This is a genomic window from Sphingomonas sp. GM_Shp_2, assembly GCF_026540875.1.
Classification (GTDB): domain Bacteria; phylum Pseudomonadota; class Alphaproteobacteria; order Sphingomonadales; family Sphingomonadaceae; genus Sphingomonas; species Sphingomonas carotinifaciens.
In genome coordinates this window covers 1-23,282 of record NZ_JALNUQ010000042.1, presented here as the reverse complement: position 1 = coordinate 23,282, position 23,282 = coordinate 1, and the positions used below count along the sequence as shown (strand labels likewise).

Annotated in this window: 18 protein-coding genes, 1 tRNA gene and 1 pseudogene; 14 read left to right on the top strand and 6 right to left on the bottom strand. The window is 68.3% G+C overall.

The genetic code is table 11. From position 1 onward, the window contains the following. Window positions 1–131: 131 nt before the first annotated feature. Window positions 132–1,442, top strand: coding sequence for a sugar MFS transporter (locus OXR08_RS13855; protein WP_267350684.1), 1,311 nt, complete (start codon window positions 132–134; stop codon window positions 1,440–1,442). Window positions 1,443–1,520: 78 nt separating this feature from the next. On the opposite strand, the gene OXR08_RS13850 is transcribed toward OXR08_RS13855, so the two are convergent. Then, complete coding sequence (locus OXR08_RS13850; protein ID WP_112383496.1) at window positions 1,521–2,282, bottom strand: FadR/GntR family transcriptional regulator; 762 nt, start codon at window positions 2,280–2,282, stop codon at window positions 1,521–1,523. A gap of 113 nt (window positions 2,283–2,395) precedes the next feature. Here OXR08_RS13850 and OXR08_RS13845 point away from each other — a divergent pair, with 113 nt between their 5' ends. The 6 genes and pseudogenes from OXR08_RS13845 to OXR08_RS13820 form a co-directional block, all read left to right on the top strand. Continuing rightward, window positions 2,396–3,955, top strand: coding sequence for an aldehyde dehydrogenase (NADP(+)) (locus OXR08_RS13845; RefSeq protein WP_267350681.1), 1,560 nt, complete (start codon window positions 2,396–2,398; stop codon window positions 3,953–3,955). Between the two features lie 107 nt (window positions 3,956–4,062). Beyond that, complete coding sequence (gene araD1 / locus OXR08_RS13840; protein ID WP_267350679.1) at window positions 4,063–5,064, top strand: AraD1 family protein; 1,002 nt, start codon at window positions 4,063–4,065, stop codon at window positions 5,062–5,064. A 5-nt stretch (window positions 5,065–5,069) separates the two neighbouring features. Beyond that, window positions 5,070–5,996, top strand: a complete 927-nt coding sequence (locus tag OXR08_RS13835) for a Gfo/Idh/MocA family oxidoreductase (RefSeq protein ID WP_267350677.1) — start codon at window positions 5,070–5,072, stop codon at window positions 5,994–5,996. A 53-nt stretch (window positions 5,997–6,049) separates the two neighbouring features. Continuing rightward, window positions 6,050–7,612: an alpha-N-arabinofuranosidase gene (locus OXR08_RS13830; protein ID WP_267350675.1), complete on the top strand. Its 1,563-nt coding sequence runs from the start codon at window positions 6,050–6,052 to the stop codon at window positions 7,610–7,612. Between the two features lie 58 nt (window positions 7,613–7,670). Further along, the gene (locus OXR08_RS13825; protein WP_267350673.1) at window positions 7,671–8,696 is read left to right on the top strand and encodes an arabinan endo-1,5-alpha-L-arabinosidase; all 1,026 of its coding nucleotides are present in this window, start codon (window positions 7,671–7,673) and stop codon (window positions 8,694–8,696) included. A gap of 21 nt (window positions 8,697–8,717) precedes the next feature. Continuing rightward, window positions 8,718–9,743 (top strand): annotated as a pseudogene (locus OXR08_RS13820) (glycoside hydrolase family 43 protein); the annotation flags it as partial. Between the two features lie 180 nt (window positions 9,744–9,923). Here the strand turns inward: OXR08_RS13820 and OXR08_RS13815 are convergent. Then, the gene (locus OXR08_RS13815; RefSeq protein WP_112383502.1) at window positions 9,924–10,265 is read right to left on the bottom strand and encodes a hypothetical protein; all 342 of its coding nucleotides are present in this window, start codon (window positions 10,263–10,265) and stop codon (window positions 9,924–9,926) included. 134 nt (window positions 10,266–10,399) lie between these two features. Between OXR08_RS13815 and OXR08_RS13810 the strand changes: the two genes are divergently transcribed. Beyond that, on the top strand, window positions 10,400–11,701 hold the full coding sequence (locus tag OXR08_RS13810) for a UDP-glucose/GDP-mannose dehydrogenase family protein (RefSeq protein ID WP_267350671.1): 1,302 nt from the start codon (window positions 10,400–10,402) through the stop codon (window positions 11,699–11,701). Here OXR08_RS13810 and OXR08_RS13805 read toward each other — a convergent pair. After that, window positions 11,698–12,690 carry a M48 family metallopeptidase gene (locus OXR08_RS13805; protein WP_267350670.1) on the bottom strand — a complete coding sequence of 331 codons (993 nt, stop codon included), beginning with the start codon at window positions 12,688–12,690 and terminating at the stop codon, window positions 11,698–11,700. The two genes, OXR08_RS13810 and OXR08_RS13805, sit on opposite strands and share 4 nt — an antisense overlap. Before the next feature lie 156 nt (window positions 12,691–12,846). Between OXR08_RS13805 and OXR08_RS13800 the strand changes: the two genes are divergently transcribed. The 5 genes from OXR08_RS13800 to OXR08_RS13780 all read left to right on the top strand — a co-directional run bounded on the left by OXR08_RS13800 (window position 12,847) and on the right by OXR08_RS13780 (window position 19,788). Next, on the top strand, window positions 12,847–14,220 hold the full coding sequence (locus OXR08_RS13800; protein WP_112383505.1) for a 3-deoxy-7-phosphoheptulonate synthase class II: 1,374 nt from the start codon (window positions 12,847–12,849) through the stop codon (window positions 14,218–14,220). Window positions 14,221–14,325: 105 nt separating this feature from the next. Continuing rightward, window positions 14,326–14,400: transfer RNA gene (locus OXR08_RS13795), tRNA-Glu, on the top strand. A 173-nt stretch (window positions 14,401–14,573) separates the two neighbouring features. After that, window positions 14,574–16,931, top strand: a complete 2,358-nt coding sequence (locus OXR08_RS13790; RefSeq protein ID WP_112383506.1) for a TonB-dependent receptor — start codon at window positions 14,574–14,576, stop codon at window positions 16,929–16,931. Window positions 16,932–16,957: 26 nt separating this feature from the next. Continuing rightward, the gene (locus OXR08_RS13785; RefSeq protein ID WP_267350667.1) at window positions 16,958–18,598 is read left to right on the top strand and encodes an alkaline phosphatase D family protein; all 1,641 of its coding nucleotides are present in this window, start codon (window positions 16,958–16,960) and stop codon (window positions 18,596–18,598) included. 128 nt (window positions 18,599–18,726) lie between these two features. Further along, window positions 18,727–19,788, top strand: coding sequence for a phosphoesterase (locus OXR08_RS13780; RefSeq protein WP_267350665.1), 1,062 nt, complete (start codon window positions 18,727–18,729; stop codon window positions 19,786–19,788). A gap of 154 nt (window positions 19,789–19,942) precedes the next feature. Here OXR08_RS13780 and OXR08_RS13775 read toward each other — a convergent pair whose 3' ends face one another. From OXR08_RS13775 to OXR08_RS13765, 3 genes are read right to left on the bottom strand one after another with little or no spacing between them, the layout of a single operon-like run. After that, window positions 19,943–21,283: an AarF/ABC1/UbiB kinase family protein gene (locus tag OXR08_RS13775; protein ID WP_267350664.1), complete on the bottom strand. Its 1,341-nt coding sequence runs from the start codon at window positions 21,281–21,283 to the stop codon at window positions 19,943–19,945. Window positions 21,284–21,286: 3 nt separating this feature from the next. Next, window positions 21,287–21,772: a metallophosphoesterase family protein gene (locus OXR08_RS13770; RefSeq protein ID WP_267350663.1), complete on the bottom strand. Its 486-nt coding sequence runs from the start codon at window positions 21,770–21,772 to the stop codon at window positions 21,287–21,289. After that, entirely contained in the window at window positions 21,769–22,857 is a 1,089-nt protein-coding gene (locus OXR08_RS13765) for a spore photoproduct lyase family protein (RefSeq protein ID WP_267350662.1), read from the bottom strand. Before OXR08_RS13765 ends, OXR08_RS13770 begins: the two co-directional genes overlap by 4 nt. Window positions 22,858–22,985: 128 nt before the next feature. On the opposite strand from OXR08_RS13765, the gene OXR08_RS13760 reads away from it, so the two are divergent. Continuing rightward, the coding region (locus tag OXR08_RS13760) for a GAF domain-containing protein (RefSeq protein WP_267350660.1) at window positions 22,986–23,282 on the top strand (297 nt) is incomplete at its 3' end.

Sequence of the window (23,282 nt, the reverse complement as noted above, 5' to 3'; positions counted from 1 at the left end):
CCTCATCCCTTCGCCTGCTTGACGCCATTGACGCGTCTTGGTGAGCAATATAGTCGGACAATACAGAGAAGGGCAAGCCGTTGCGTCGCGGATGGGCGGCAATTCGGGGTGCCGATCAGGAGAAGGGTGGGATGGCTTCGCCAATCAACGTTAACGCCGCAGCCGCGGCCCCCGGCGCCGGGGATGATACCAATTACCGGTCGGCGCTGACCCTGCTTGCCAGCCTCTTTTTCATGTGGGGCTTCATTACGGTCATCAACAACACGCTGCTGCCGCATCTGAAAAGCGTGTTCGACCTCAATTACACGCAAACGACGCTGATCGAGAGCGTGTGGTTCATCGCCTATTTCTTCGCCTCGATCCCCTCGGCCAAGCTGATCGAGCGGATCGGCTACCAGAAGTCGCTCGTCACCGGGCTGCTGATCATGGCGGCGGGTGCGCTGGGCATGACGCTGGCCGCCAGCATCCCGTCCTACGGGGTGACGCTGTTCATGCTGTTCGTCATCGCCAGCGGCATCACGCTGCTCCAGGTGGCGGCGAACCCTTACGTCGCGGTGGTCGGCAAGGCGGAGACCGCGTCGTCGCGCCTCAACCTGGTGCAGGCGTTCAACTCGCTGGGCACGATGCTGGCGCCGCTGTTCGGGGCCTATCTGATCCTGGGCCGGTCCAAGGGCGGCACGGCGCAGGCGGGCGCGGTCCTGACCGAGGCGGAGCGGCTGGCGGATGCGCAGTCGGTGATCCTGCCCTATGTGCTGGTCGCGGTGGTGCTGGTCGTGCTGGCGATCGTGATCGCGCGCTTCCCGCTGCCGGCGATGGGTTCGTCCACCAGCCGCGTCGCCAAGGCGGAGCGCAAGCAGCATTCGCTGTGGAAGCACCGCAACCTGGTGTTCGGCATACCCGCCATCTTCATCTACCTGATCGCGGAGATCGGCGTCGCCAACCTGTTCGTGAACTTCGTCAGCTCGCCCACGGTCGCGGGCCTGACGCACGAGCAGGCGGGTCGCTACCTGACCTTCCTGTGGGGCGGCATGATGATCGGCCGCTTCGCCGGTTCGTTCGTGATGCAGAAGGTGTCGGCGGAGCGCGTGCTCGCGGTCTTCTCGGTGCTCGCCTTCATCGTGATGATGATCACCGTGTTCGCCAGCGGTCCGGTTGCGATGTGGTCGCTGATCCTGGTCGGCCTGTTCCATTCGATCATGTTCCCGACGATCTTCACGCTCGGCATCAAGGGCCTGGGCGCGCTGACCGAGGAAGGATCGGGCCTGCTCATCATGGCGATCGCCGGCGGCGCGCTGGTGGTGGTGCAGGGCTGGCTGGCCGACACCTATGGCCTGCAGACCTCGTTCCTGCTGACCGCGGTGTGCGAACTCTATATCCTGTTCTACGCGGTGTGGGGGTCCAAGGCGACCAACGCGCTGCCGGACCAGAAGCCGGTCGGCTGAACCGCCTGACAGGGCACATGAAAAAAGGGCCGTCCGGGAAACCGGGCGGCCCTTTCTACATGCGCGGGGGGGGGCCGCTCACTCCTCCATCGCGCTGCGCGTATCCTCCAGCGCTAGGTCGACCAGCACGCGCATCGCCTCGCTCGCCGCCACCGCATCGCCCGCCGCGATCGCCTCGTACACGCGCACATGGTCCGGCACCGGATTGCGCGGCAACGCGCGCGCGCGCTGCTTGAACTGCGTCGTCCAGTTCACCGCCGCCCCGATGCTCGCGGACAGCACCACCAGCGCATCATTGCGCGTCGCGCGCAGGATGGTGTCGTGAAAGTCGCGGTCGGCGGCGCGGCCAGCCTCGGTCGCCAGCGTGTGGCGGCGCATCGCGGCCAGCGCTTCCTTCATCGCCTTCAGCTCCGCCTTGTCACGTCGCTCGGCCGCCAGCCGTGCCGCGGCCGGCTCGACGATCGCGCGCAATTCGAACAGCGAGCGGACGAACTGGATATCGGGCTCGCCCGAAAACGCCCAGGCGAGGACGTCGGGGTCGAGCAGGTTCCAGCGGTTGCGCGGCAGCACGCGGGTGCCCGTCTTGGGCCGGCTTTCCACCAGTCCCTTGGCGCTAAGTACCTGTACCGCCTCGCGATAGGCGCTGCGCGACACGTCCAGCGCTTCCGAAAAGGCGACCTCGCCCGACAGCGTGTCGCCGGGGACATATTCCCCGGACAAGATCGCCACGCCCAGCTTGTGCGCGATGGCGCCGTGCAGGCGACGCCCCGTCCCGCGCGGCACTCGTCTGGTCGCGTCCGGCACCCCGCTGTCCGCCGCACTGCGTTCCGCGTCACCCATGCTGTTTATCCTCCCGTCGTGGCTTTGCCTATCAATTGCAGGCTAAGGGGGGAACGATAAAGATTGCCAGACCGCTGTCGATCTTTTATGTCAGAGTAATCAAGGAGCAGGACATGACAGACACCGCCGCCGCCACGCTGGATCGTACCGAGGCGACCGCTTTCCGCTCGATCGACTCCGCCACCGGACAGCCGGTGGGCGAGCCTTTCGCCGTTCATGGCCCCGCCGATGTCGATGCCGCCTGCGCCGCGGCCGAGGCTGCGTTCGACACCTATCGCGCGATCGACCGCGAGGCGCGCGCCGCTTTCCTGGAAAAGATCGGCGAGGAGATCATGGCGATCGGCGAGCCGCTGATCGAAGCGGCGATGCGCGAAAGCGGCCTGCCGCGCGCGCGTCTGGAGGGTGAGCGCGGCCGCACCGTCGGCCAGTTGAAGCTGTTCGCCGGCGTCGTCCGTCGCGGCGCCTATCTCGGCCTGCGGATCGACCCCGCCATGCCCGATCGCCAGCCGCTGCCGCGCCCCGACCTGCGCCTGCGCATGATCCCGCTCGGACCCGTAGCGGTGTTCGGCGCGTCGAACTTCCCGCTCGCCTTCTCGACCGCGGGCGGCGACACCGCCTCCGCGCTCGCCGCCGGTTGCCCGGTGGTGGTGAAGGGCCACCCCGCCCATCCGCAGACCGGTGAGCTGGTCGCCGGCGCGATCCGCCGCGCGGTTGCCGCCTGTGGCCTGCCCGAGGGCGTGTTCGGCCACCTGACCGGCCCGAGCAACGAACTGGGCGCGGCACTGGTCCGCGATCCCCGCATCCAAGCCGTCGGCTTCACCGGCTCGCGCGGCGGTGGCCTCGCGCTGGTGCAGATCGCACAAGGTCGCGAGGTGCCGATCCCGGTCTATGCCGAGATGTCGAGCATCAACCCGGTCGTGCTGATGCCCGAGGCGCTGAAGGCGCGCGGTGCGGCGCTCGGCACGGCGTTCGTCGCCTCGCTCACCATGGGCGCCGGCCAGTTCTGCACCAATCCCGGCCTGTTGCTGGCGATCGAGGGTGAGGGGCTGGACGCGTTCGTGAACGCCGCGCGGGAGGCTTTGCCGGGTGCGGCAGCGCAGACCATGCTGACCAAGGGCATCCACCAGGCCTATGACCAGGGCGTCGAGGCGCTGGCCGGGCACAACCATGTCGAGACGATCGCCCGCGGCCAGGTCGGCGAGGGCGTGGCGCAGGGCCAGGCGGCATTCTTCGCCACCACCGCCGCCGAGTTCCTGGCCGACGACTCGCTGGGTCACGAGGTGTTCGGCGCATCCTCGCTGCTCGTCCGCTGCCAGAGTGCAGAGGAACTGGCGCAGGTGCTGAGCGCCGCCGAGGGCCAGTTGACCGCAACGATCCAGATGGACGAGGGCGACACCGATCTGGCCGCGCGCCTGATCCCGATCCTGGAGCGCAAGGCGGGTCGCATCCTGGCCAATGGCTGGCCGACCGGCGTCGAGGTCGCGCATGCGATGGTGCATGGCGGCCCGTTCCCGGCAACGTCAGACGGCCGCACGACCTCGGTCGGCAGCATGGCGATCGATCGCTTCCTGCGCCCGGTGTCGTACCAGAATCTGAGCGCGGCGCTGTTGCCCGCGGAACTGCGCGACGATGCGCAAGGGACGCCGCGCCTGATCGACGGCCAGCCGGCGTAACGCTTCAAAGGCGGATCGCCCTCCCATGCGGGGGCGATCCGCCGATGCATTCATGATCATTCATCGCGACCGCAACGGCGGCGCGCGATTCCAGTGAGGGGAAGACCATGGCCATCCGCCTGTTGCAGCACCGTGCGCCCGACGGCGCCCGCTCGGTAATCGTCGCAGAAGGCGACCGTGCCACCATCGTGCCCGGTGTCGAAAGCGTCCATGCGCTCGCCACCCGCGCGATCGAAGCCGGGCAGAGCCTGGCGGACGCGGTGCGCGCCTGCGGCACCGGGGACAGCGTCGACCTCGCCGCCGAACTGGCGGCCGGCCATATCCTGTCGCCGATCGATCACGCCGATCCGGCGCATCTGGTGATGGCAGGCACCGGCCTGACCCATCTCGGCTCGGCGGAAGGCCGCGACAAGATGCACCGCGAGGCGGCGGCGGTCGAGAAGCAGACCGATTCGATGCGCATGTTCCTGGAAGGCGTCGAGGGCGGCAAGCCCGCCGAGGGCCAGGTCGGCCAGCAGCCCGAATGGTTCTACAAGGGCGACGGCTCGCAACTGGTCGCGCCCGGCGATGCGCTCACCATGCCCGCCTTTGCGCAGGATGGGGGCGAGGAGCCCGAGCTGGCCGGCATCTACCTGATCGGCCCGGACGGCACGCCCTTCCGCCTGGGGCTGTGCCTCGCCAACGAATTTTCCGACCATGTGACCGAGCGGCACAATTATCTTTGGCTCGCCCATTCCAAGCTGCGTCAGGCTTCGCTCGGCCCCGAACTGTACGTCGGGGACATCCCCGACCATGTCGAGGGCGCCAGCCGCATCGTGCGGGACGGCAAGACGCTGTGGGAGAAGCCGTTCCTGTCGGGTGAGGCGAACATGTCGCACACGCTGGCGAACCTTGAGCATCACCATTTCAAATATGCCTTGTTCCGCCGGCCGGGCGACATCCATGTCCACTTCTTCGGTACCGCGACGCTGTCCTTCACCGACGGCGTGCGCACGCAGGAAGGCGACGTGTTCGAGATCGAGGCAGCGCCCTTCACACTGCCGCTGCGCAACCCGCTGGCGCGTGCCGAGGGGGCCGCGGATGCGGTGACCACGGTCAAGGCGCTCTGAACGGCATGGGCGCCATCCGCATTGCCATTGTCGGTCTCGGCAAGATCGCCCGCGACCAGCATCTGCCCTCGATCGCCGGCAACGACGCCTTCACGCTTGCCGCCACCGTTTCGCCGCGCGGCGAGGGGCTGGCGGAGGTGCCGAACTTCCGCAGCCTGGACGCGCTGCTGGCGGACGGGCCTGCGATCGATGCGGTGGCGCTCTGCACCCCGCCACAGGTCCGCTACGACCTTGCGGCGCAGGCGCTGGGCCGCGGTCTGCACGTCTTTCTGGAAAAGCCGCCCGGCGCCACGCTCGCCGAGGTTGTGGCACTGGAAGGCGAGGCGGCCTCGGCTGGTGTCTCGCTGTTTGCAAGCTGGCATTCGCGCTATGCCGCCGGCGTCGCGCCGGCCAGGGCGTGGCTGGCGGACAAGAGAATCCGCTCCGCCCGGATCACCTGGCGCGAGGATGTGCGCGTCTGGCATCCGGGGCAGGCCTGGATCTGGGAACCGGGTGGCCTGGGCGTGTTCGATCCCGGCATCAACGCGCTGTCGATCGCCACGCACATATTGCCGCGCCCCTTCTTCCTGACCGAAGGGACGCTGTCGCTGCCCGCCAACCGCGCCGCGCCGATCGCCGCCGACCTGTCGTTCCGCGACAGCGCCGGCACCCCGATCACGATGGATCTGGACTGGCGCCAGACGGGGCCGCAGACCTGGGACATCGTGGTCGAAACCGATGCGGGCACCTGCACCTTGTCGAAGGGCGGGGCGGTGCTGACCCTGCCGGACGGGGTCGAGGCGCGCGAGGACCACGAATATGCGGGCCTCTACGCCCGTTTCGCCGAACTGGTGCAGACGGGGCAGAGCGATGTTGACGTGGCGCCGATGCGCCTCGTCGCCGATGCGTTCCTGCGCGGACACCGCATGGTGGTCGACGCATTCGAGGATTGAACGGGCGAACCGGCGGGCCGAACCGGCCGGTCGCCATGACAAGGGAGAGGGACATGATGAAACCGTGGAAGAGCCTGACGGCCGCCCTGCTGCTGGGCAGCGCGGCGCTGGTGCAGGCGCAAACCGCTGCGCCCACACGTGATACCGCTACCGCAACGGTCCGGGCCGACCAGCCCGGCGCCACCTATGACAAGCGCATCTTCACCCAGTTCGCCGAGCATCTGGGCAATGGCATCTATGGCGGCCTGTGGGTCGGCAACGACAAGCGCATTCCCAACACGCGCGGCTTTCGCAACGACGTGGTGGGTGCGCTGAAGGACCTGGGCGTGCCGGTGATCCGCTGGCCCGGCGGCTGCTTCGCCGACGAATATCATTGGCGCGAAGGCATCGGCCCCAAGAACAAGCGCCCGGTGAAGATCAACACGCACTGGGGCGGCGTGACCGAGCCGAACACCGTCGGCACGCACGAGTTCATGGACGTGACCGAGCAGGTCGGCGCCGAGGTGTATATCTCGGGCAATGTCGGCAACGGCACGCCGCAGGAAATGGCGGAGTGGGTCGAATACATGACCTCGCCCGCCGGCACGCTGGCCGACGAGCGCGCCAAGAATGGTCGCAAGACGCCGTGGAAGCTGCCCTATTTCGGCATCGGCAACGAGCTGTGGGGCTGTGGCGGCAACATGAAGGCGGAATATGCCGCCGACGTGACGCGCCGCTATGCCACCTTCATCAAGGCGCCGGCCGGCACCCGCATCCAGAAGATCGCATCCGGTGCCAATGTCGACGATTATCACTGGACCGAGGTGATGATGCGCGAGGCGGGCGACAAGGTCGATGCCCTGTCGCTGCATTACTACACCACGCCCGGCGGCTGGCCGCCCAAGGCGTCGGCGATCGATTTCGACGAGACCGCATGGGCCGAGACGCTGGCGGGCGCGTGGAAGATCGACGAACTGATCAGCAAGCACAGCGCGATCATGGACAAATATGATCCGCAGAAGCGTGTCTATCTGGCGGTGGACGAATGGGGCACGTGGTACGGGCAGGACCCGGGCACGCATCCGGGCTTCCTGCGCCAGCAGAACTCGCTTCGCGACGCGCTGGTCGCCGCCATCCATCTCAACGTCTTCGCCAAGCATGCCGACCGCGTGAAGATGAGCGCGATCGCGCAGATGGTGAACGTCCTTCAGGCGATGATCCTGACCGACGGGCCGAAGATGGTGCTGACCCCCACCTATCACGTGTTCAAGATGTACAAGCCGTACATCGATGCCACGGTGCTGCCGATCGAGTTGAAGTCGCCCTGGTACAATAACGAGCAGTGGACGATGCCGGCGGTCAGCGCGTCGGCGGTTCGCGACAAGGCGGGGGTGGTGCATGTCGGCCTCGCCAATGCCGATCCGAACAAGGCGATCACGGTGACCACGACGCTGGCCGGCCTGAACGCATCGGGCGTCAACGGTCAGGTGCTGACCGCGCCGACGATCAACGCGCTCAACACCTTCGACCAGCCGAACAATCTCGTACCCGCGGCTTTCAACGGCGCGCAGCTCAGCGGCAACACGCTGACCGTGACCCTGCCGGCCAAGTCGGTCGTCATGCTCGACCTGCGTTAAGCGGGCGATGCCCCTCCCTGGGAAGCGCGGGGAGGGGCCATTTAAGAGAGGACAGGCCATGCGCCGGTTGAAAATGGGGCTGAAACTGGCGGCGGCGGCGCTGATGCTGGGGGCCGCCGCACCGCAGGCGACCCCGCTGAACGACCGGATCACCGGTGACATCGCGCCCGTCCACGATCCCGTCATCATCCGCGAGGGCGGGGTGGTGCACGTCTTCTCGACCGGGTTGGGCGAGGGGCCGGACGGCATCATCGCCCACCGTGTCTCGCGCGACATGATCCACTGGGAACGCGCGCCCGCACCGCTTGCCGCGCTGCCCGCCTGGGCAAAGACCGCGATCCCCGGATCGGGCAATGCCTGGGCGCCCGACATCTCGTTCGTCGACGGGCGCTACCGGCTTTACTACGCCGTCTCCACCTTCGGATCGAACCGCTCGGCGATCGGCCTACTGACCACGCCGACGCTCGATCCGGCCAAGCCCGGCTATGGCTGGCGGGACGAGGGGCTGGTGGTGATGTCGACCCCGGCCGACGATTTCAACGCGATCGACGCCGCCTTCATTCGCGACAGACAGGGTCGCGACTGGCTGTCGCTCGGCAGCTTCTGGAGCGGGCTGAAGCTGTTCGCGCTCGACCGGAAGACGGGCAAACCCGCCGACCCCAAGGCAAAGCCGATCGCGATCGCCAGCCGCCCCGCGCCCGCCGGTGCGCCGGCCCCGGTGGAGGCGCCCTATATCTTCGAACATGGCGGCTGGTACTGGCTGCTCGCCAGCTATGATTATTGCTGCAAGGGCAATGCGAGCACCTATTACACGGTCGTCGCGCGCTCGAAGGCGATCACCGGCCCCTATCTGGGCAAGGATGGCAGCGCCATGCTGAAGGGCGGCGGCACCATCCTCCTGCGCGCCGATCTGCAGGAAAAGGGGCGCTTTCGCGGCCCCGGCCATCCCGGCCATTTCCGCGATACCGACGGCACCGATTATGTCGTCTATCACGCCTATGACCGCGAGGCGAAGGGCGCGCCGACGCTGCGGATCGCGCCGCTGCGCTGGGGCGCCGATGGCTGGCCGACCGCGGTAAACTGAACGAAATCGATGGAGAGCGACATGTCCGACCCCACCCGCCGCCTGTTCCTGGCCGGCGCCGCCGCCACGGCCGCCATGCCCGCCTTTGCGCAGAAGAAGGCCCCCACGATCGTCAACCCGCTAGTGCGCAACCGCGCCGATGCGCAGGTCTTCCGCCACACCGATGGCTGGTATTACCTGACCGGATCGGTGCCCGAATATGACCGGCTGATGCTGCGCCGTTCGCGCACCATCGCTGGCCTGTCGACTGCGAAGGAGGCAGTGCTGTGGCGGCATGAAAAGACCGGGCCGATGTCCGGATTCCTCTGGGCGCCCGAGCTGCACATGATCGACAATCGCTGGATCATGTATTTCGCCGCCGGCCCCAGCGGCGGCGGCGAGGACGTGTTCCGCATCCGCACCTATGCGGTGGTCTGCGACGGCCCCGATCCGATGACCGGCAAGTGGAGCGTGCTCGGCCAGCTCCAGACGCCGTGGGACAGCTTCAACCTCGACTCCACCGTCTTCACCCATCGCGGCAAGCGCTACATGGCCTGGGCGCAGCGCGAGCCGGGGATCGAGACCAACTCGAACCTGTATCTGGCGCCGCTCGCCACCCCGCTGACCTTTGCCGCCACGCCGGTCCGCCTGACCGTGCCGACGCTGGACTGGGAGATCCGCGGCTTCAAGGTGGCGGAGGCCCCGGCGGTCCTGGCGCGCAACGGCCGCCTGTTCATGACCTATTCGGCCAGCGCCACCGACGCGCGCTACTGCATGGGCATGCTCACCGCGCGCGACGATGCCAACATCATGGATGCCGCCGCCTGGGTCAAAAGCCCGGTGCCGGTGATGACCTCCTCGCCCGAACACAAGATCTTCGGCCCCGGCCACAACAGCTTCACCGTGGACGAGCGCGGTCGCGACATGCTGGTCTTCCACGCGCGCGATTACGAGGCGATCAAGGGCGATCCGCTGTTCGATCCCAACCGCCACACCCGCGTGCAGCGTATCCGTTACGATGGAAAGGGCGTGCCGATCTTCAACCCGCCGGTGGCCAACGGTCCGCTCGCCTGAAGCAGGGGCCTGCAAGCATGGAAGTGTGGCCGGCGTCATGGCCGATACCGGCGACACCCCCATGCCGCATGAAGCATATGACGGCCAGCGCTCCCTCACCAGCCGCCACGAAGGCGTCCTTGTGCGAAAGGCGGATGCGCCTCTATCCGGGAAAAACCCGGATATCGCCGCAGCTTACTCGGCAGTCTCCGGCGCCGGCACCGCGGCCGGGTCCCGCGGCCGGCGTAGCCGCAGGCCGATGAACAGGACCGTCGGCCAGAACAGCGTGTTGACGATGTCCGACGACGTATCCTCCCAACGCCACGACCCGTAATGCAGCCGGTCCAGTATCTCGTTCCCCGCCTCCGCCAGCGCGACAAAGGCCAGCGGGATCGGCGTCGACAGCGAGCGGCGGGTGACGATCCGCGCGAGGAACAGCACGATCATCCCGGCATGGACGTGCAGGATGCTGTCGGACATGCCGGTGCCGCCCGCGATCCACTGGATCAGGTCGGCGTAGAGCGCAGGAATGTTCATCGCCTCTCCATCGCCGATCCTGCCGCGTCGCACAATCGGCCGACCGTACCAAGCCTGCTGGAAAAGACGGGCCGATCGGTTAGACACCCGCTTTTCCGGGGCACCTCGCCCCCCGCCACAGGGACGTTTCGCCAATGCGTATCACGATGATCGGCTCGGGCTATGTCGGCCTCGTCTCGGGCGCCTGCCTGTCGGATTTCGGCCATGACGTGACCTGCGTCGACAAGGATGCGGGCAAGATCGACGCGCTGAAGGCCGGTCGCATGCCGATCTACGAGCCCGGCCTCGACCAGCTCGTCGCCACCAATGTGGACGCGGGCCGCCTGTCCTTCACCACCGATCTGGCCGGCGCCGTCGCAGGCGCGGACGCCGTGTTCATCGCGGTCGGCACCCCCAGCCGCCATGGTGATGGCCATGCCGACCTGACCTATGTCTATGCCGCGGCCGAGGAGATCGCCGCCGCCGTCACCGGGGCGACCGTGGTCGTCACCAAGTCCACAGTTCCCGTCGGCACCGGCGACCGGGTGGAGGAGATCATGCGCCGTCTGGCGCCGGGTCACGACGTGCAGGTCGTCTCCAACCCCGAATTCCTGCGCGAAGGCGCCGCGATCGGCGACTTCAAGCGCCCCGACCGCATCGTCATCGGCACCGACGACGAACGCGCCCGCGCCGTGATGCATGAAATCTATCGCCCGCTCTACCTCAACGAATCGCCCATCCTGTTCGTCGGCCGCCGCACCTCGGAGCTGACCAAATACGCCGCCAACGCGTTCCTCGCGACGAAGATCACCTTTATCAACGAGATCGCCGACCTGTGCGAGGCGGTGGGTGCCGACGTGCAGGATGTCAGCCGCGGCATCGGGCTGGACAACCGCATCGGCCGCAAGTTCCTCCACGCCGGCCCCGGCTATGGCGGTTCGTGCTTCCCCAAGGACACGCTGGCCCTGCTCAAGACCGCGGAGGACGCGGCCAGCCCGATGCGCATCGTCGAGGCGGTGGTGCAGGTGAACGACACGCGCAAGCGCGCGATGGGGCGCAAGATCATCCACGCGCTGGGCCCCGATCACCGTGGCAAGACGATCGCGCTGCTCGGCCTGACCTTCAAGCCCAATACCGACGACATGCGCGACGCGCCCGCCATCGCCATCGCCCAGTGCCTGGCGGACGAAGGCATCACCATCCGCGCCTATGATCCGGAGGGGATGGAGGCGGCCAGGGCGATGATGCCCGACCTCGTCTATTGCCGCGACGCGTATGAGGCGGCGGAGGGCGCCGATGCCGTCGTGATCGTCACCGAATGGGACGCATTCCGCGCGCTCGACATCAAGCGCCTCGGCCAGATCATGGCGACGCGCAACATGGTCGACCTGCGCAACGTCTATCGTCGCGACGCGGTCGAAGCGGCCGGCTTCCGCTACACCGCGATCGGCCGCTAGTTGAGCGGCTTGTCCCGCTCCGCCAGCACCGGCGGCAGATAGGGCAACGCACTTCCCGCGGGGATCGCCGCGATCTCCGCGGCGACCGCATCGCCGCGCGCCTTGGACGAGGGGTGCGTGCGGCTGCGGAACAGGCCACCGTCCACCTCGCCGCCATGCTCGCGCCAGAAACGCACCGCCAGCGCCGGGTCCCACCCGGCATTGCGCAGCAGGTGCATGCCCAGCAGGTCCGCCTGGTTCTCGGTCTGGCGGAACAGCCGCCCGTTGCGCCCGAACTCGGACAGCAGCCCGCGCTTAACCCCCGCCGCATCCAGCCGCTCGCGATGCTTCAGGATGTTGTGCGCAAATTCGTGCGCGACGACCACCGCGATCATGTCGTCGTCGAACCGTTCGAAGAAGCGCACGCCGATCTGCACGATATCCCCGTCCGCCGATGCCGACAGGCCCGGCCCGACCAGTACCTCGAACCGCGACCGACAGCCGGGGGAGGGCGGCACCGTCACCGTGCGGGTCCGCCCGCCCTGTACCAGCGTCAGCGCCAGCGGCGCATCCGCCGGTTGCCGGGCGATCACGGCGGCGGCGGCATCGCGTGTCGCGCTGCTCGCCTGCGCGCGCCCGGCGGGGCTGATCGCCAGCGCCTGACCGGCCACCGCGCTTATCCCCTCGTTCGGCCGCACGCCCGCGCGCGCCGCGGCGCTGTTCGGCACCACGCCTTCCACCGCCACGGGCGCCTCGAACCCGAAGATGGCGGGCAGGCCGGCGCGGAGTTTCGGATCATATTGGTCGATCGCATGGATCGCGATGCCCGGCACTGGTGCCAGGTCGCGGCACAGCGCACGGTTGGCGGTCGCCAGCCGCCACGCGATCCCGGCCAGCCGCATGTCCACCTCGCGCAGCGCGGCGAATTGCTCGGGCGTTTCCTGCGCCGGGGCGGGCGCGGGTGCGGGCAGCGCCACGAGCAGTGCGGCGGCGGCAAGCATCGATCTCATGCCCCGCTGCCTAGCCCGCCGCCGCCGCGACCGGAAGCCTCGTCGCATTCGCGCAACATTGCGCGCGGGGCAGGGGGGTGAAAGGCCATCTTCGTTGCGCGAAGCGGAAAATCGGCGCATGGGAGCCGGCAATCGAATGTGAAGAAAGTGATCGCCATGGCCGCGAACTGGGCCCCCAATAGCTGGACCACCGCCGAAGCCCGTCAGCTTCCCGACTATCCCGATGCCGCCGCGCTGGCACAGGCGACCGACGCGCTCGCCAGCTATCCGCCGCTCGTTTTCGCCGGCGAGGCGCGCAACCTGACGGCGTCGCTCGGCGAAGTGGCGGAGGGGCGCGGCTTCCTGCTTCAGGGCGGCGACTGCGCGGAAAGCTTTGCGGAGCATAGCGCGAACAACATCCGCGACACCTTCCGCGTCATCCTCCAGATGGCGGTGGTGCTGACCTTCGCGTCGAAGCTGCCGGTGGTGAAGCTCGGCCGCATGGCGGGCCAGTTCGCCAAGCCGCGCTCCACCCCTACCGAGACGATCGACGGCGTCGAACTGCCCAGCTACCGCGGCGACAATGTCAACGACATCGCCTTCACCGCGGCGTCGCGCATTCCCGATCCGCAGCGGATGCTGCGCGCCTATGCGCAGTCGGCGGCGACGCTGAACCTGCTGCGCGCCTTTGCGCAAGGGGGCTATGCCAATCTTCACCAGGTGCACCGCTGGACGCATGACTTCATGGGCCGCAGCCCTTGGGCGCAGAAATATACCGAAACCGCAAACCGGATCGGTGAGGCGCTTGATTTCATGGCGGCGTGCGGGATCGATCCGGAAACCGTGCCGCAACTGTCGCAGACGCATTTCTATACCAGCCACGAGGCGCTGCTGCTCCCCTTCGAGCAGGCACTGACCCGGCAGGATTCGCTGACCGGCGACTGGTACGACACCTCCGCCCATTTCTTGTGGATCGGCGACCGCACCCGGTTCGAGGGGTCGGCGCATGTCGAGTTCCTGCGCGGCATCGGCAACCCGATCGGCGTGAAATGCGGCCCTTCGCTGGAGCCGGACGCGCTGCTGCGCATGCTCGACACGCTCAATCCGGGCCGCGTGCCCGGCCGCATGACGCTCATCACCCGCTACGGCTATGACAAGATCGAGGCGGCGCTCCCCAAACTGGTCCGCGCGGTGAAGCGCGAAGGCCATCCGGTTGTCTGGTCGTGCGATCCGATGCACGGCAACACCGTAAAGGCCGCCACCGGCTACAAGACGCGCCCCTTCGACCGTATCCTGGCCGAAGTGCGCGGCTTCTTTGCGGTGCACCGGGCGGAGGGGACGCATGCCGGCGGCATCCACGCCGAAATGACCGGGCAGAACGTCACCGAATGCACCGGCGGCGCGATCGACGTGACCGAACAGACGCTGGCCGACCGCTACCACACGCATTGCGACCCGCGCCTGAACGCCAGCCAGAGCATCGAGCTGGCCTTCCTGCTCGCCGAAATGCTGAACGCCGAAATGGCCGAACGCCGACGCGACGCGGCCTGAACCGATGGATAAGTGGGGAGGGCGCTCCCCACTTATCCACAGCAAAGCGCGCAAATCCGCTTGACGGCTACGGCCTCTACGGATAACAGCGCGCCTCCACCGAACGGCCCCTTCGTCTAGCGGTTAGGACGTCGCCCTCTCACGGCGAAAACACGAGTTCGATTCTCGTAGGGGTCACCACGGTTTTTCCGCTGTCACGGCGGACCTCCCACATCGCCGATGCCTGAACGCGCCTCGCTGGGGTGCGCGTCCGCTTGTGTGACTTATCTGGTTTGTCACACCCGCGTAACGAGACCGTCGCGGCGATTTCATCTAGTACCGCCAATGGCTTGCCCACTTCCAAAGGGGTAACCATGATCTCGCGTCCTTCTTTTGCCGCGGCGCTGCTCGCGTCCGTATCCTTCTGCACCACGCCCGCTTTCGCCCAGGCCTCCGCACAGCCCGAAGACGCAGGCGAGCGGAGCGGCAACGACATCATCGTCACCGCGCAAAAGATCGAGCAACGGGCGCAGGACGTGCCCATCACCATCTCGGCGCTCAGCGGCCAGCGCATCGCCGAACTCGGCGTCGGCGATCTGGACGAGCTGTCCAGCTATATCCCCGGCCTCAACATCCAGGAACAGAGCGCCAACAATCCCGGCATCGTCATCCGCGGCATTACCTCGGACTCGGGATCGTCGCAGCAGGGGCCACGCGTTACCCTTTATTATAACGGCGTCGATATCTCGCGGTCGCGCGGCTCCTACCAGGCGATCTACGATCTGGAACGGGTCGAGGTGATCAAGGGGCCGCAGGCGACCCTGTTCGGCACCGCTTCCGCGGTCGGCGCGATCAGCCTGACCTCGGCCCGCCCACGCGAGGGTTTCTCGGGCACGTTGACCGGCGGCTACGGCAATTTCGACCAGACATTGCTGTCCGGCTTTCTCAATGCCGGCAACGACGTCATCGCCGGGCGCGTCGCCTTTGAATGGAAGACGCGCGACGGCTATGTCGAGAACCTGTCGCCGCGCCAGAAGCGCGACCTCTATGCGCAGGACCAACTCGGCATCCGCGCCTCGCTGCGCTACACCCCGACCGACGCGCTGACCGTGGACCTGATCGGCACCTTCGACCGGCAGGACAATGGCGGCACCCCCTTTATCTCGCGCGCCCTGCCGACCGAGGATGGCCCCGGCAACCCGTTCGGTCGTGCGAACCTGGGCGGCTCGCCCTTGTCGGCGCAGGTGCTCGGCAACGACCAGCTCGGCCTCGACCGCAAGGTCTATGACGTCAACCTGACCGCCAGCTACGACTTTGCCGATGGCTGGAACTTCACCACCGTCAACGGCTATCGCCGCTTCGACAGTGCCGAGGTGTTCGATGCCGACGGTTCGGCCGCCTGGTATCTCGAATTCGCCGAAATCGCCAAGGGCTGGCAGGCCAGCCATGAAGGCCGCTTCAACTATGCCGACGATCATTGGCGCGCCTCGTTCGGCTGGAACGTCTTCGTGGAGGACAATTTCCAGCGCGTGCCCTTCTCGGGTGAGGAGGGGACGTTCATCGGCTGCCTTGCGGGCGCGCTGACCGGTGGCTGCGTCAATGCCGCGGGCACCGTTGTCGCGGCCGGCACCACCGCACAGGTCACCGGCGGCCGGCTGACGCAGATCCCCTACAGCTCGGTGACCGAGAATCAGGGGCAGAACGACAGCTACTCGGTCTTTGCCGACACCACCTGGATCCCGGTGCCCGCGCTCGAGCTGACCGCGGGCGCGCGCGTGCTGATCGAACAGCGCAAGTCCGGCTATATCGCCAGCGTTCCGCGCCCGATCCTCCCGGCGCTGCTGCCGGCGGCACTGCGTGCGCAGCTGGCGGCGCGCGGCGTCGGCGCCTCGCTGGTGCCCAACCAGGTCGATACCGGGGGCCGCACCTTCACCGCGCAGCAAAGCTATGCCGCGATCCTGCCGCGCTTCAACGCGCTGTATCGCCTGAGCCCGGCGGTGAACGTCTACGCCACCATCTCCAAGGGCCGCCGCTCGCCGGTGGTGCAGCTCAACGCCCGCGCCTCCGCCGCCGGCGCGATCCCCAACGTGCAACGCGTGCCCGAGGAGGTCGTCTGGAATTACGAGGGCGGCATCAAGGCCAGCCATGGCGGCATCTCCGGCTCGCTCGGCGTCTATTACCAGAAATATGACGGCTTCCAGGTCAGCGTGCAGCAGGCGAACGGCACCGCCATCACGCAAAGCGCCGGATCGGCCGGCAATCTGGGCGTCGAGGCCGAACTGAGCATCCGCCCGGTCCGCTGGCTGAACGTGTTCGGCAATGTCGGCTATATCGATGGCGGCATCGACCGGAACAACAGCTTCGCGCCCGCCTTCTCCGGCGCCCGCTTCCGGCTTCAGCCCAAATGGCAGGCGGCGGGCGGGTTCACCGTCGATGCGCCGCTGGGCGGTGGCATGCGCCTGTTCGCCACGCCCAGCATCACGCATCGCAGCAGCATCTTCTTCGAACTGCCCAACAGCCCCGCCACGTCGCAAGGCCCCGTCACGCTGGTCAACGCGCGCGCCGGGATCAGCTTCGCGGACGGCGCCTATGAGCTGGCCGGCTTCATCCGCAACGCCTTCGACCGCGACTATCTCCTCGACGCCGGCAACACCGGCGGCGGCTTCGGCATCCCCACCTACATCCCCGGCGAGCCGCGCTTCTACGGCGCGCAGGCGACCGCGCGCTTCTGATGCCCTCCTTTTCGAAAGACGAACCCATGACCATCATCGGACGGCGCGGGGCCCTCGCCCTGATCGGCGGCGGCGCCAGCCTTTCCATTCCGGCTGTGGCACGTGGCCCGGCCAGCGCCCGTTTCGAGCACGGCATCGCCAGCGGCGACCCGGCCGCGGACGGCGCCGTGCTGTGGACCCGCGCCACCCCCGCCGATGCCAGTGCCGACGTCGCGCTGGAATGGCACGTCGCCGACGGGCCCGAGGCCGCGCCCCGCCACACCGGCCGGGTCGTCGCCCGCGCCGCCGCCGACCATACCGCCAAGCTGGAGGTAACCGGCCTCGCGCCCGGCCGCGACTACTGGTTCTGGTTCACCGACGCCGCCGGCACCCGCTCGCCCACCGGCCGCTTCCGCACCCTGCCCAGGGGCGCGGTCGACCGCCTCGTCCTGGCCGTCGCCTCGTGCCAGCTATATCCCGGCGGCCTGTTCAACGCCTATGCCGACATGGCGGCGCTGCCCCGGCTCGACGCGGTTCTCCATCTCGGCGATTATATCTATGAATATGGCGCCGGGGGGTACGGCGCGGACATCGGCCGCAAGCTGAACCGCCTGCCCGATCCGGCGCACGAGATCGTCTCGCTGTCCGACTATCGCCGCCGCCACGCACAGGTTAAGCGCGATGCCGATATGCAGGCCGCCCACGCCCGCGCCGCCTTTATCTGCGTGTGGGACGATCACGAGGTCGCCAATGACGGCTGGGTCGGCGGCGCCGAGAACCACGACCCCGCGACCGAGGGCGACTGGGCCGCGCGCAAGGCGGCGGCGATGCAGGCCTATTTCGAATGGATGCCGATCCGCGAATCGCGTCGCGGGCTGGGTCGCGAGGCCATCTTCCGCAGCTTCGAGTTCGGCGACCTGGCAACGCTGGCGATGGTGGAGACCCGGCTGCTCGCGCGCAGCGAACAGGTCGCGCCCAAGGGGCAGGCGCCCGCGTCCGGCGATTATGCCGCCGCCCTGGCCGAAGCCGCCCGCCCCGACCGCGAGATGCTCGGCGCGCAGCAGCAGCGCTGGCTGGAGGACGTGCTGGCCCGCTCGGTCCGCGCGAACAAGCCGTGGCAGCTGCTCGGCAATCAGGTGGTAATGGCGCGCGTCGCCGGCCCCGATCTGGAAAAGGCATTGGGCGCCGAAAAATACGCCGCGACGCTTGCCCGCATTCCGGCGGCATATCGCGACCGGCTGGCCAGGTCGCTCGCCAGCTACCGCGTCGGCATCCCCTTCAGCCTCGATTCGTGGGACGGCTATCCGGCGGCCCGCGAACGGCTCTACCAGAGCTTCCGGCGTGCCGGCGCGCGTCCGATCGTCCTGTCGGGGGACAGCCATGCGGCGTGGTCGAACGACCTGTACGACGATGCCGGCCACCTCGTCGCCGCCGAGTTCGGGGCCACCGCGATCACCAGCCCGTCCTATGGCTCGCTGCTCCCCGGCCTCGGCAAGGTGCTGGCCGAGCAGAATCGCGAGGTCGTGTTCTGCGACCAGGATTCGAAGGGCTATACGCTGCTGACCCTCACCCCCGATGCCGCCACCGCCGAACATATCGCGGTGTCGACCATCCTCGCCAAACCCTTCACCCGCCGGGTGACCGCCACCCACCGCGTCACCATCGACAAGACCCGGCCGATCGCTTAACAGGCAGCACGCCAATCCCATGTCCGTTCGGCCTTAGACTTCGCGCAAGGCCGAACGGATCGTCGCACTATCCCGCCATCGCCCGCCGTGCACCGGTATCCACATCGCCCATCCCGCGTTGTGCCCGCATGACCCTGAACCCGGCCGACCCCCGAACCGCCGCCGCCAGCGGCATGGCACGCTTCCTTGGCCGCATCGCGCCCGACGAGACGATCGCGGTCCCCGCACATTTCGACGCGGACGGCCTTGCCGCCGCCGCCATCCTCACGCGCGCGCTGCGCAACGCCGGCCGCACCGCCGAACCGGTGATCGTCGGCAAGGCGCAGACGCCGTGGGACGAGGATTTCGCAGGCCGGTTGCGCGCCCTGAACCCCGGCGGGCTGATCCTCGCCGATCTCGGCACCCGCGCCGAACCGGTGCTTGCCGGCACGCCGACACTGGTCGTCGACCATCACCGCCCGACCGGCACACCCCCCGACGCCGTCACGCTGAGCGGCCACGCGCTCGATCCCGAACCGACCAGCGCCCTGATCGCCTGGTGGGCGACGACGGCGCTGGGCGACCAGAGCGACCTGCTCTGGCTCGCCGCACTCGGCCTGATCGGCGACATGGCGGAGGCGGCGGGCTTTCCCGAACTGGCCGAGGCGCAGAGCCGCTGGGGCAAGACCGCGCTGCGCGATGCCGTGTCGCTGGTCAACGCACCGCGCCGCACCGCCGCCGCCGATGCGGGGCCCGCGCTCCGCCTGCTGCTCGCCGGCGACGGGCCCAAGGCGATCACCAGGGGGGAGGGGCCGGACGTCCAGGCGCTCGCGGCGGCAAAGGCGGAGGTGCGTGACGCGGTGGAGGCCGCCCGCCGCGTTCCTCCCCGGATCGCCGGCGACGTCGCGCTGCTCCTCTTCGCCTCGCCCTGCCAGATCCATCCTCTGATCGCCCAGCAATGGCGCGGACGGCTGCGCGACAAGATCGTGATCGCGGCGAACAGCGGCTACCGCCCCGGCTGGGTCCACTTCGCCACCCGCTCTGCCACCGGTCGCGATCTCCTCGCCTTTCTCGCCGAACACCGCCCCGACGGCGCCGATGGCCGCTACGGCAACGGCCACGCCCAGGCCACCGGCGGCGCGCTGCCGGTGGAGATATGGAACCGCTTCGTCACGGGTTTGGGGATACCCGATGCGCAGGTGGCCCTCTAACGCCCTCTGCCCTCCGGGGAGCATCAGGTGAACAGCGCCCCGCGCTGTTCAGTCCATGCCGGGGGCATGGACGACCTGATGCTGGAGGGGACCCGCGGCGCAGCCGTGGGAAGGGTGAGGGGCCGCCACAAGCGCCGCACTGCTTGGCCACCCCTCACCCTCCCGCCGCACCGAATGAAGCGTGCCTGTACCCCTCGACCATCCCCCGCACATCCACACGCGCCTTCAACCGCGCGCACAGCAGGGCAGTCCCGCTCACCTTGCGCTGCACGAACAGCGTATCCACCGGCGGCAGGTGCCACGTATCCCGGTCCTCCGCCATCGTCGCCGCCTCCTGCCGCAGCACCGGGACGAAGGCACGGTCGCCGAAGTCGAACGCGCCCGGCTGGTCCAGCTTGGCCAGGATCACCCCGATCATCCGGTCCACCGTCGCCCGGTGCCGTTCGGTCGCCGCCGCGCCCAGAAAGCCGGTTTCCACCGCCGCCACGCGCACCGCGTCGCGGTCGCCGCTCAGCCCCGCCAGGATCAGCCGGTGATAGGCGGCCTGCGTCTCCGGCCGGATCACCCGCGCCGCCCCGAAATCCAGCAGCACCAGCCGGCCCGTATCCGCCTGCCAACGATAGTTGGCGAAGTTGGGATCGGTCTGCATCACCCCCCAGGCGAACAGCTCGCGCAGCATCAGCCGCACCAGCGCCTCGGCCGCCTTGTCGCGCGTCGCCTGATCGGCCGCCTCCAGCACCTCCACCCGCTCGCCGGCCACGAATTCCATCGCCAGCACCCGGCCGGTGCTCAGCGCCGGGTCGGACCCCGGCACCACATAGGCGGGATCGTCGCCGACCAGCGTGCGATACCGCTCCAGCATCGCGCGCTCGCGCTCGTAATCGGCTTCCTCGTGCAACTGCCGCTTGGCCTCGCCCAGCAGCGGCGCGATATCCAGCTCGCGCGGCAACAGGCCCGAGACGCGCAGCAAGGTCGCGACATTGTCGACATCGGCGTCGATGCTGTTCGCGATCCCCGGATATTGCACCTTGATCGCCAGCGTGCGGCCATCGGGCATCTCGGCGCGGTGGACCTGTCCGATCGACGCGGCGGCGATCGGATGCGCCTGGAAATGCCGGAACTTGCGGCGCCAGTCGCGCCCCCATTCCGCCGTGAGGACGCCGTCCAGTTGCTTGGGCGGCATGTGATGCGCATTGTCGCGCAGGCGGGCCAGGATCTGCGTCAGTTCGGGCGGCAGGATGTCGCCGGCATCCATCGAAATCATCTGGCCCAGCTTCATCGCCGCGCCGCGCAGATTGGCGAGCTGATCCGCCACCCGTGCCGCGTTTTTGGGCGTCAGGATCAGGTCGTTCATTCTCGGCCGTTCGCCCGCCGCCAGTCGCCGGGCGCCCTCGGTCACGATGCCCCCGGCGATGCCGCCGACGATGCGGCCCATGCCGCCCAGTCGCCCGATCCGTCCGCCGGGCACGGCCCGGCCCTTCGATTCCTCGCTCATGTGTCAGGTCCTCAACAGGTCGGATAGCGTCACGGGGGCGAAGTCGTGCACGTCGGTGCCGACATCGAATTGCCGCGGCATCGGTTTCAACCGGCCATGGCTGTGGCCGTGCAGGTTGATCGCGCGGCGATGCTGTCCGTTCCAACTGCGGAAAGGATAATGGCACAGCACCAGCCGGTGATCGTCCAGTGTCAGCTCGGCATAATCGCCGGTACTGGCCCAGCCGGGTGCGGCCAGCGTGTCCTCCGGATCGTTGTTCCCGCGCAGCAGATGCTTGGTGCCGTTCAGCCGCGCCAGCAGGGCGGCGACATCGGCGGGGCGCCGCGCGACGTCGCCCAGATGCCACACCGTATCGCCGGGTGCGACGACTGCGTTCCAGCGGGCGATCAGCGTTTCGTCCATCTCCGCGGTCGAGGCGAAGGGCCGGCGCGAGATGTTGATCGTGCGGTGATCGCCGAAATGGGTGTCCGCGGTGAAGAAGACGGTCATGTCCAGTACAGCACCCGCGCCATCGGCAAGGCCTCGGCGATGCGGCGCTCGAAGAACTGGCGCAGGTCGCGCATGGTGGCCGCGTCATAGACCTGTTTTTCGGTGCCGAACTTGGTACGCTTCGTCACCCGGTCGCGGGGTGTCATGTCCAGCGACGATCCCGGATACCAGCTGTCCAGCACCGCCTTCGATCCGGCGGTGAAGCGGTGGGTTATCAACTCGACGGTCAGGTCCAGGTCCGCCACCCCCGCCAGTGCGGTGGCGGCATCGTCGATCAGCGCGCCGTAGGCCGTCTGCCACCCTTCCGCCGCGATGATCGGCGCGATCGTCAGTCCGACCGGATAGCCCGCCGCCGCCATCTGCCCCAGCGCGCGCAGCCGCTGCGCGACGGGCGCGGTGCCCCCCTCGAACCGGGCAAAGGCGCGCGGGTTGATCGATGCACGCATCCGCGTGCGCCCGCCATGGTCGAGCGTCAGCAGGGGGGCCACATCGGCGAACTTGCTGGTGAAGCGCAGTTGCGCGGGCACGTTCCACCGCCCGAACCATGCGATGGCCGCGGACAGCGATTCCGTCAGCGGCTCCAGCGCAAGGGGGTCGGTATAGCACGACGCCTCGAACGTCGTCCCTTCATGCGCCCGCGCGCTGCTGCGCGAGGTGATCGTGCCTTGCCCCAGATAGGCGGGCAGGCCGTCCAGTATCTCGTCCAGATTGGCATAGACGCGGGTGATCGGCGGCCCCTTCAGCGATCCCGCGAGATAGCAGTAGCTGCAATGCGCCGGGCATCCTTCCGCCAGGTCGACCCGCCAGTCCGCGCTTGGCGCGATCGGCTGCAACCGGCGTTTCGACGGCGGCGCCACCACCACCGCCAGCGTCGCCTTGGCCTCGGCATAGGCGCGGCGCGGATCGTCCTCGAACCCCAGCGTCAGACGGTCCCCCGACAGTTCCACCACCTCGATCCCCATACGCTCGGCCCGCACCAGAATGGCGCGTCCATGCGCGAAATCGCGTGCGGAACGCGTCACGACCACGCGGCGCGGCTTCCAGGTGCCGATGCCGGCGCGGGTGGGGGAGGGGGCGGTCTGCACGGGGTTCGAACGAATGGCTGCCGAACTTGTTCGCGGCCCCGTTCGCGGCGAAGCTTTTCGGCGCGGGCGCAACCAGCGTGCGGCGATGTTTGTTGATGCTTCCCCCGTCCCTCAGGTAATCGCCCCAAGTGACCGCTGCCTCAACCCCTGCCTGGACCGAGGCCGATCGCCTCGCTGAACTGGAATCCTACGCGATTCTGGATACTTCGCGGGAGGCGGAGTTTGACGATATCGCCCGGCTGGCCGCCGATGTGTTTGAAGCGCCGATGGCGGTGGTCAATCTCGTGGCGGGCGACCGGCAATGGTTCAAGGCGGAGGTCGGCATCGGTGCCTGCGAACTCCCCCTCGACGCCTCCATCTGCGCCCACGCGATCCGCCAGCCCGGCCTCTTCATCGTCCCCGACCTCGCCCAGGATCCGCGCTTC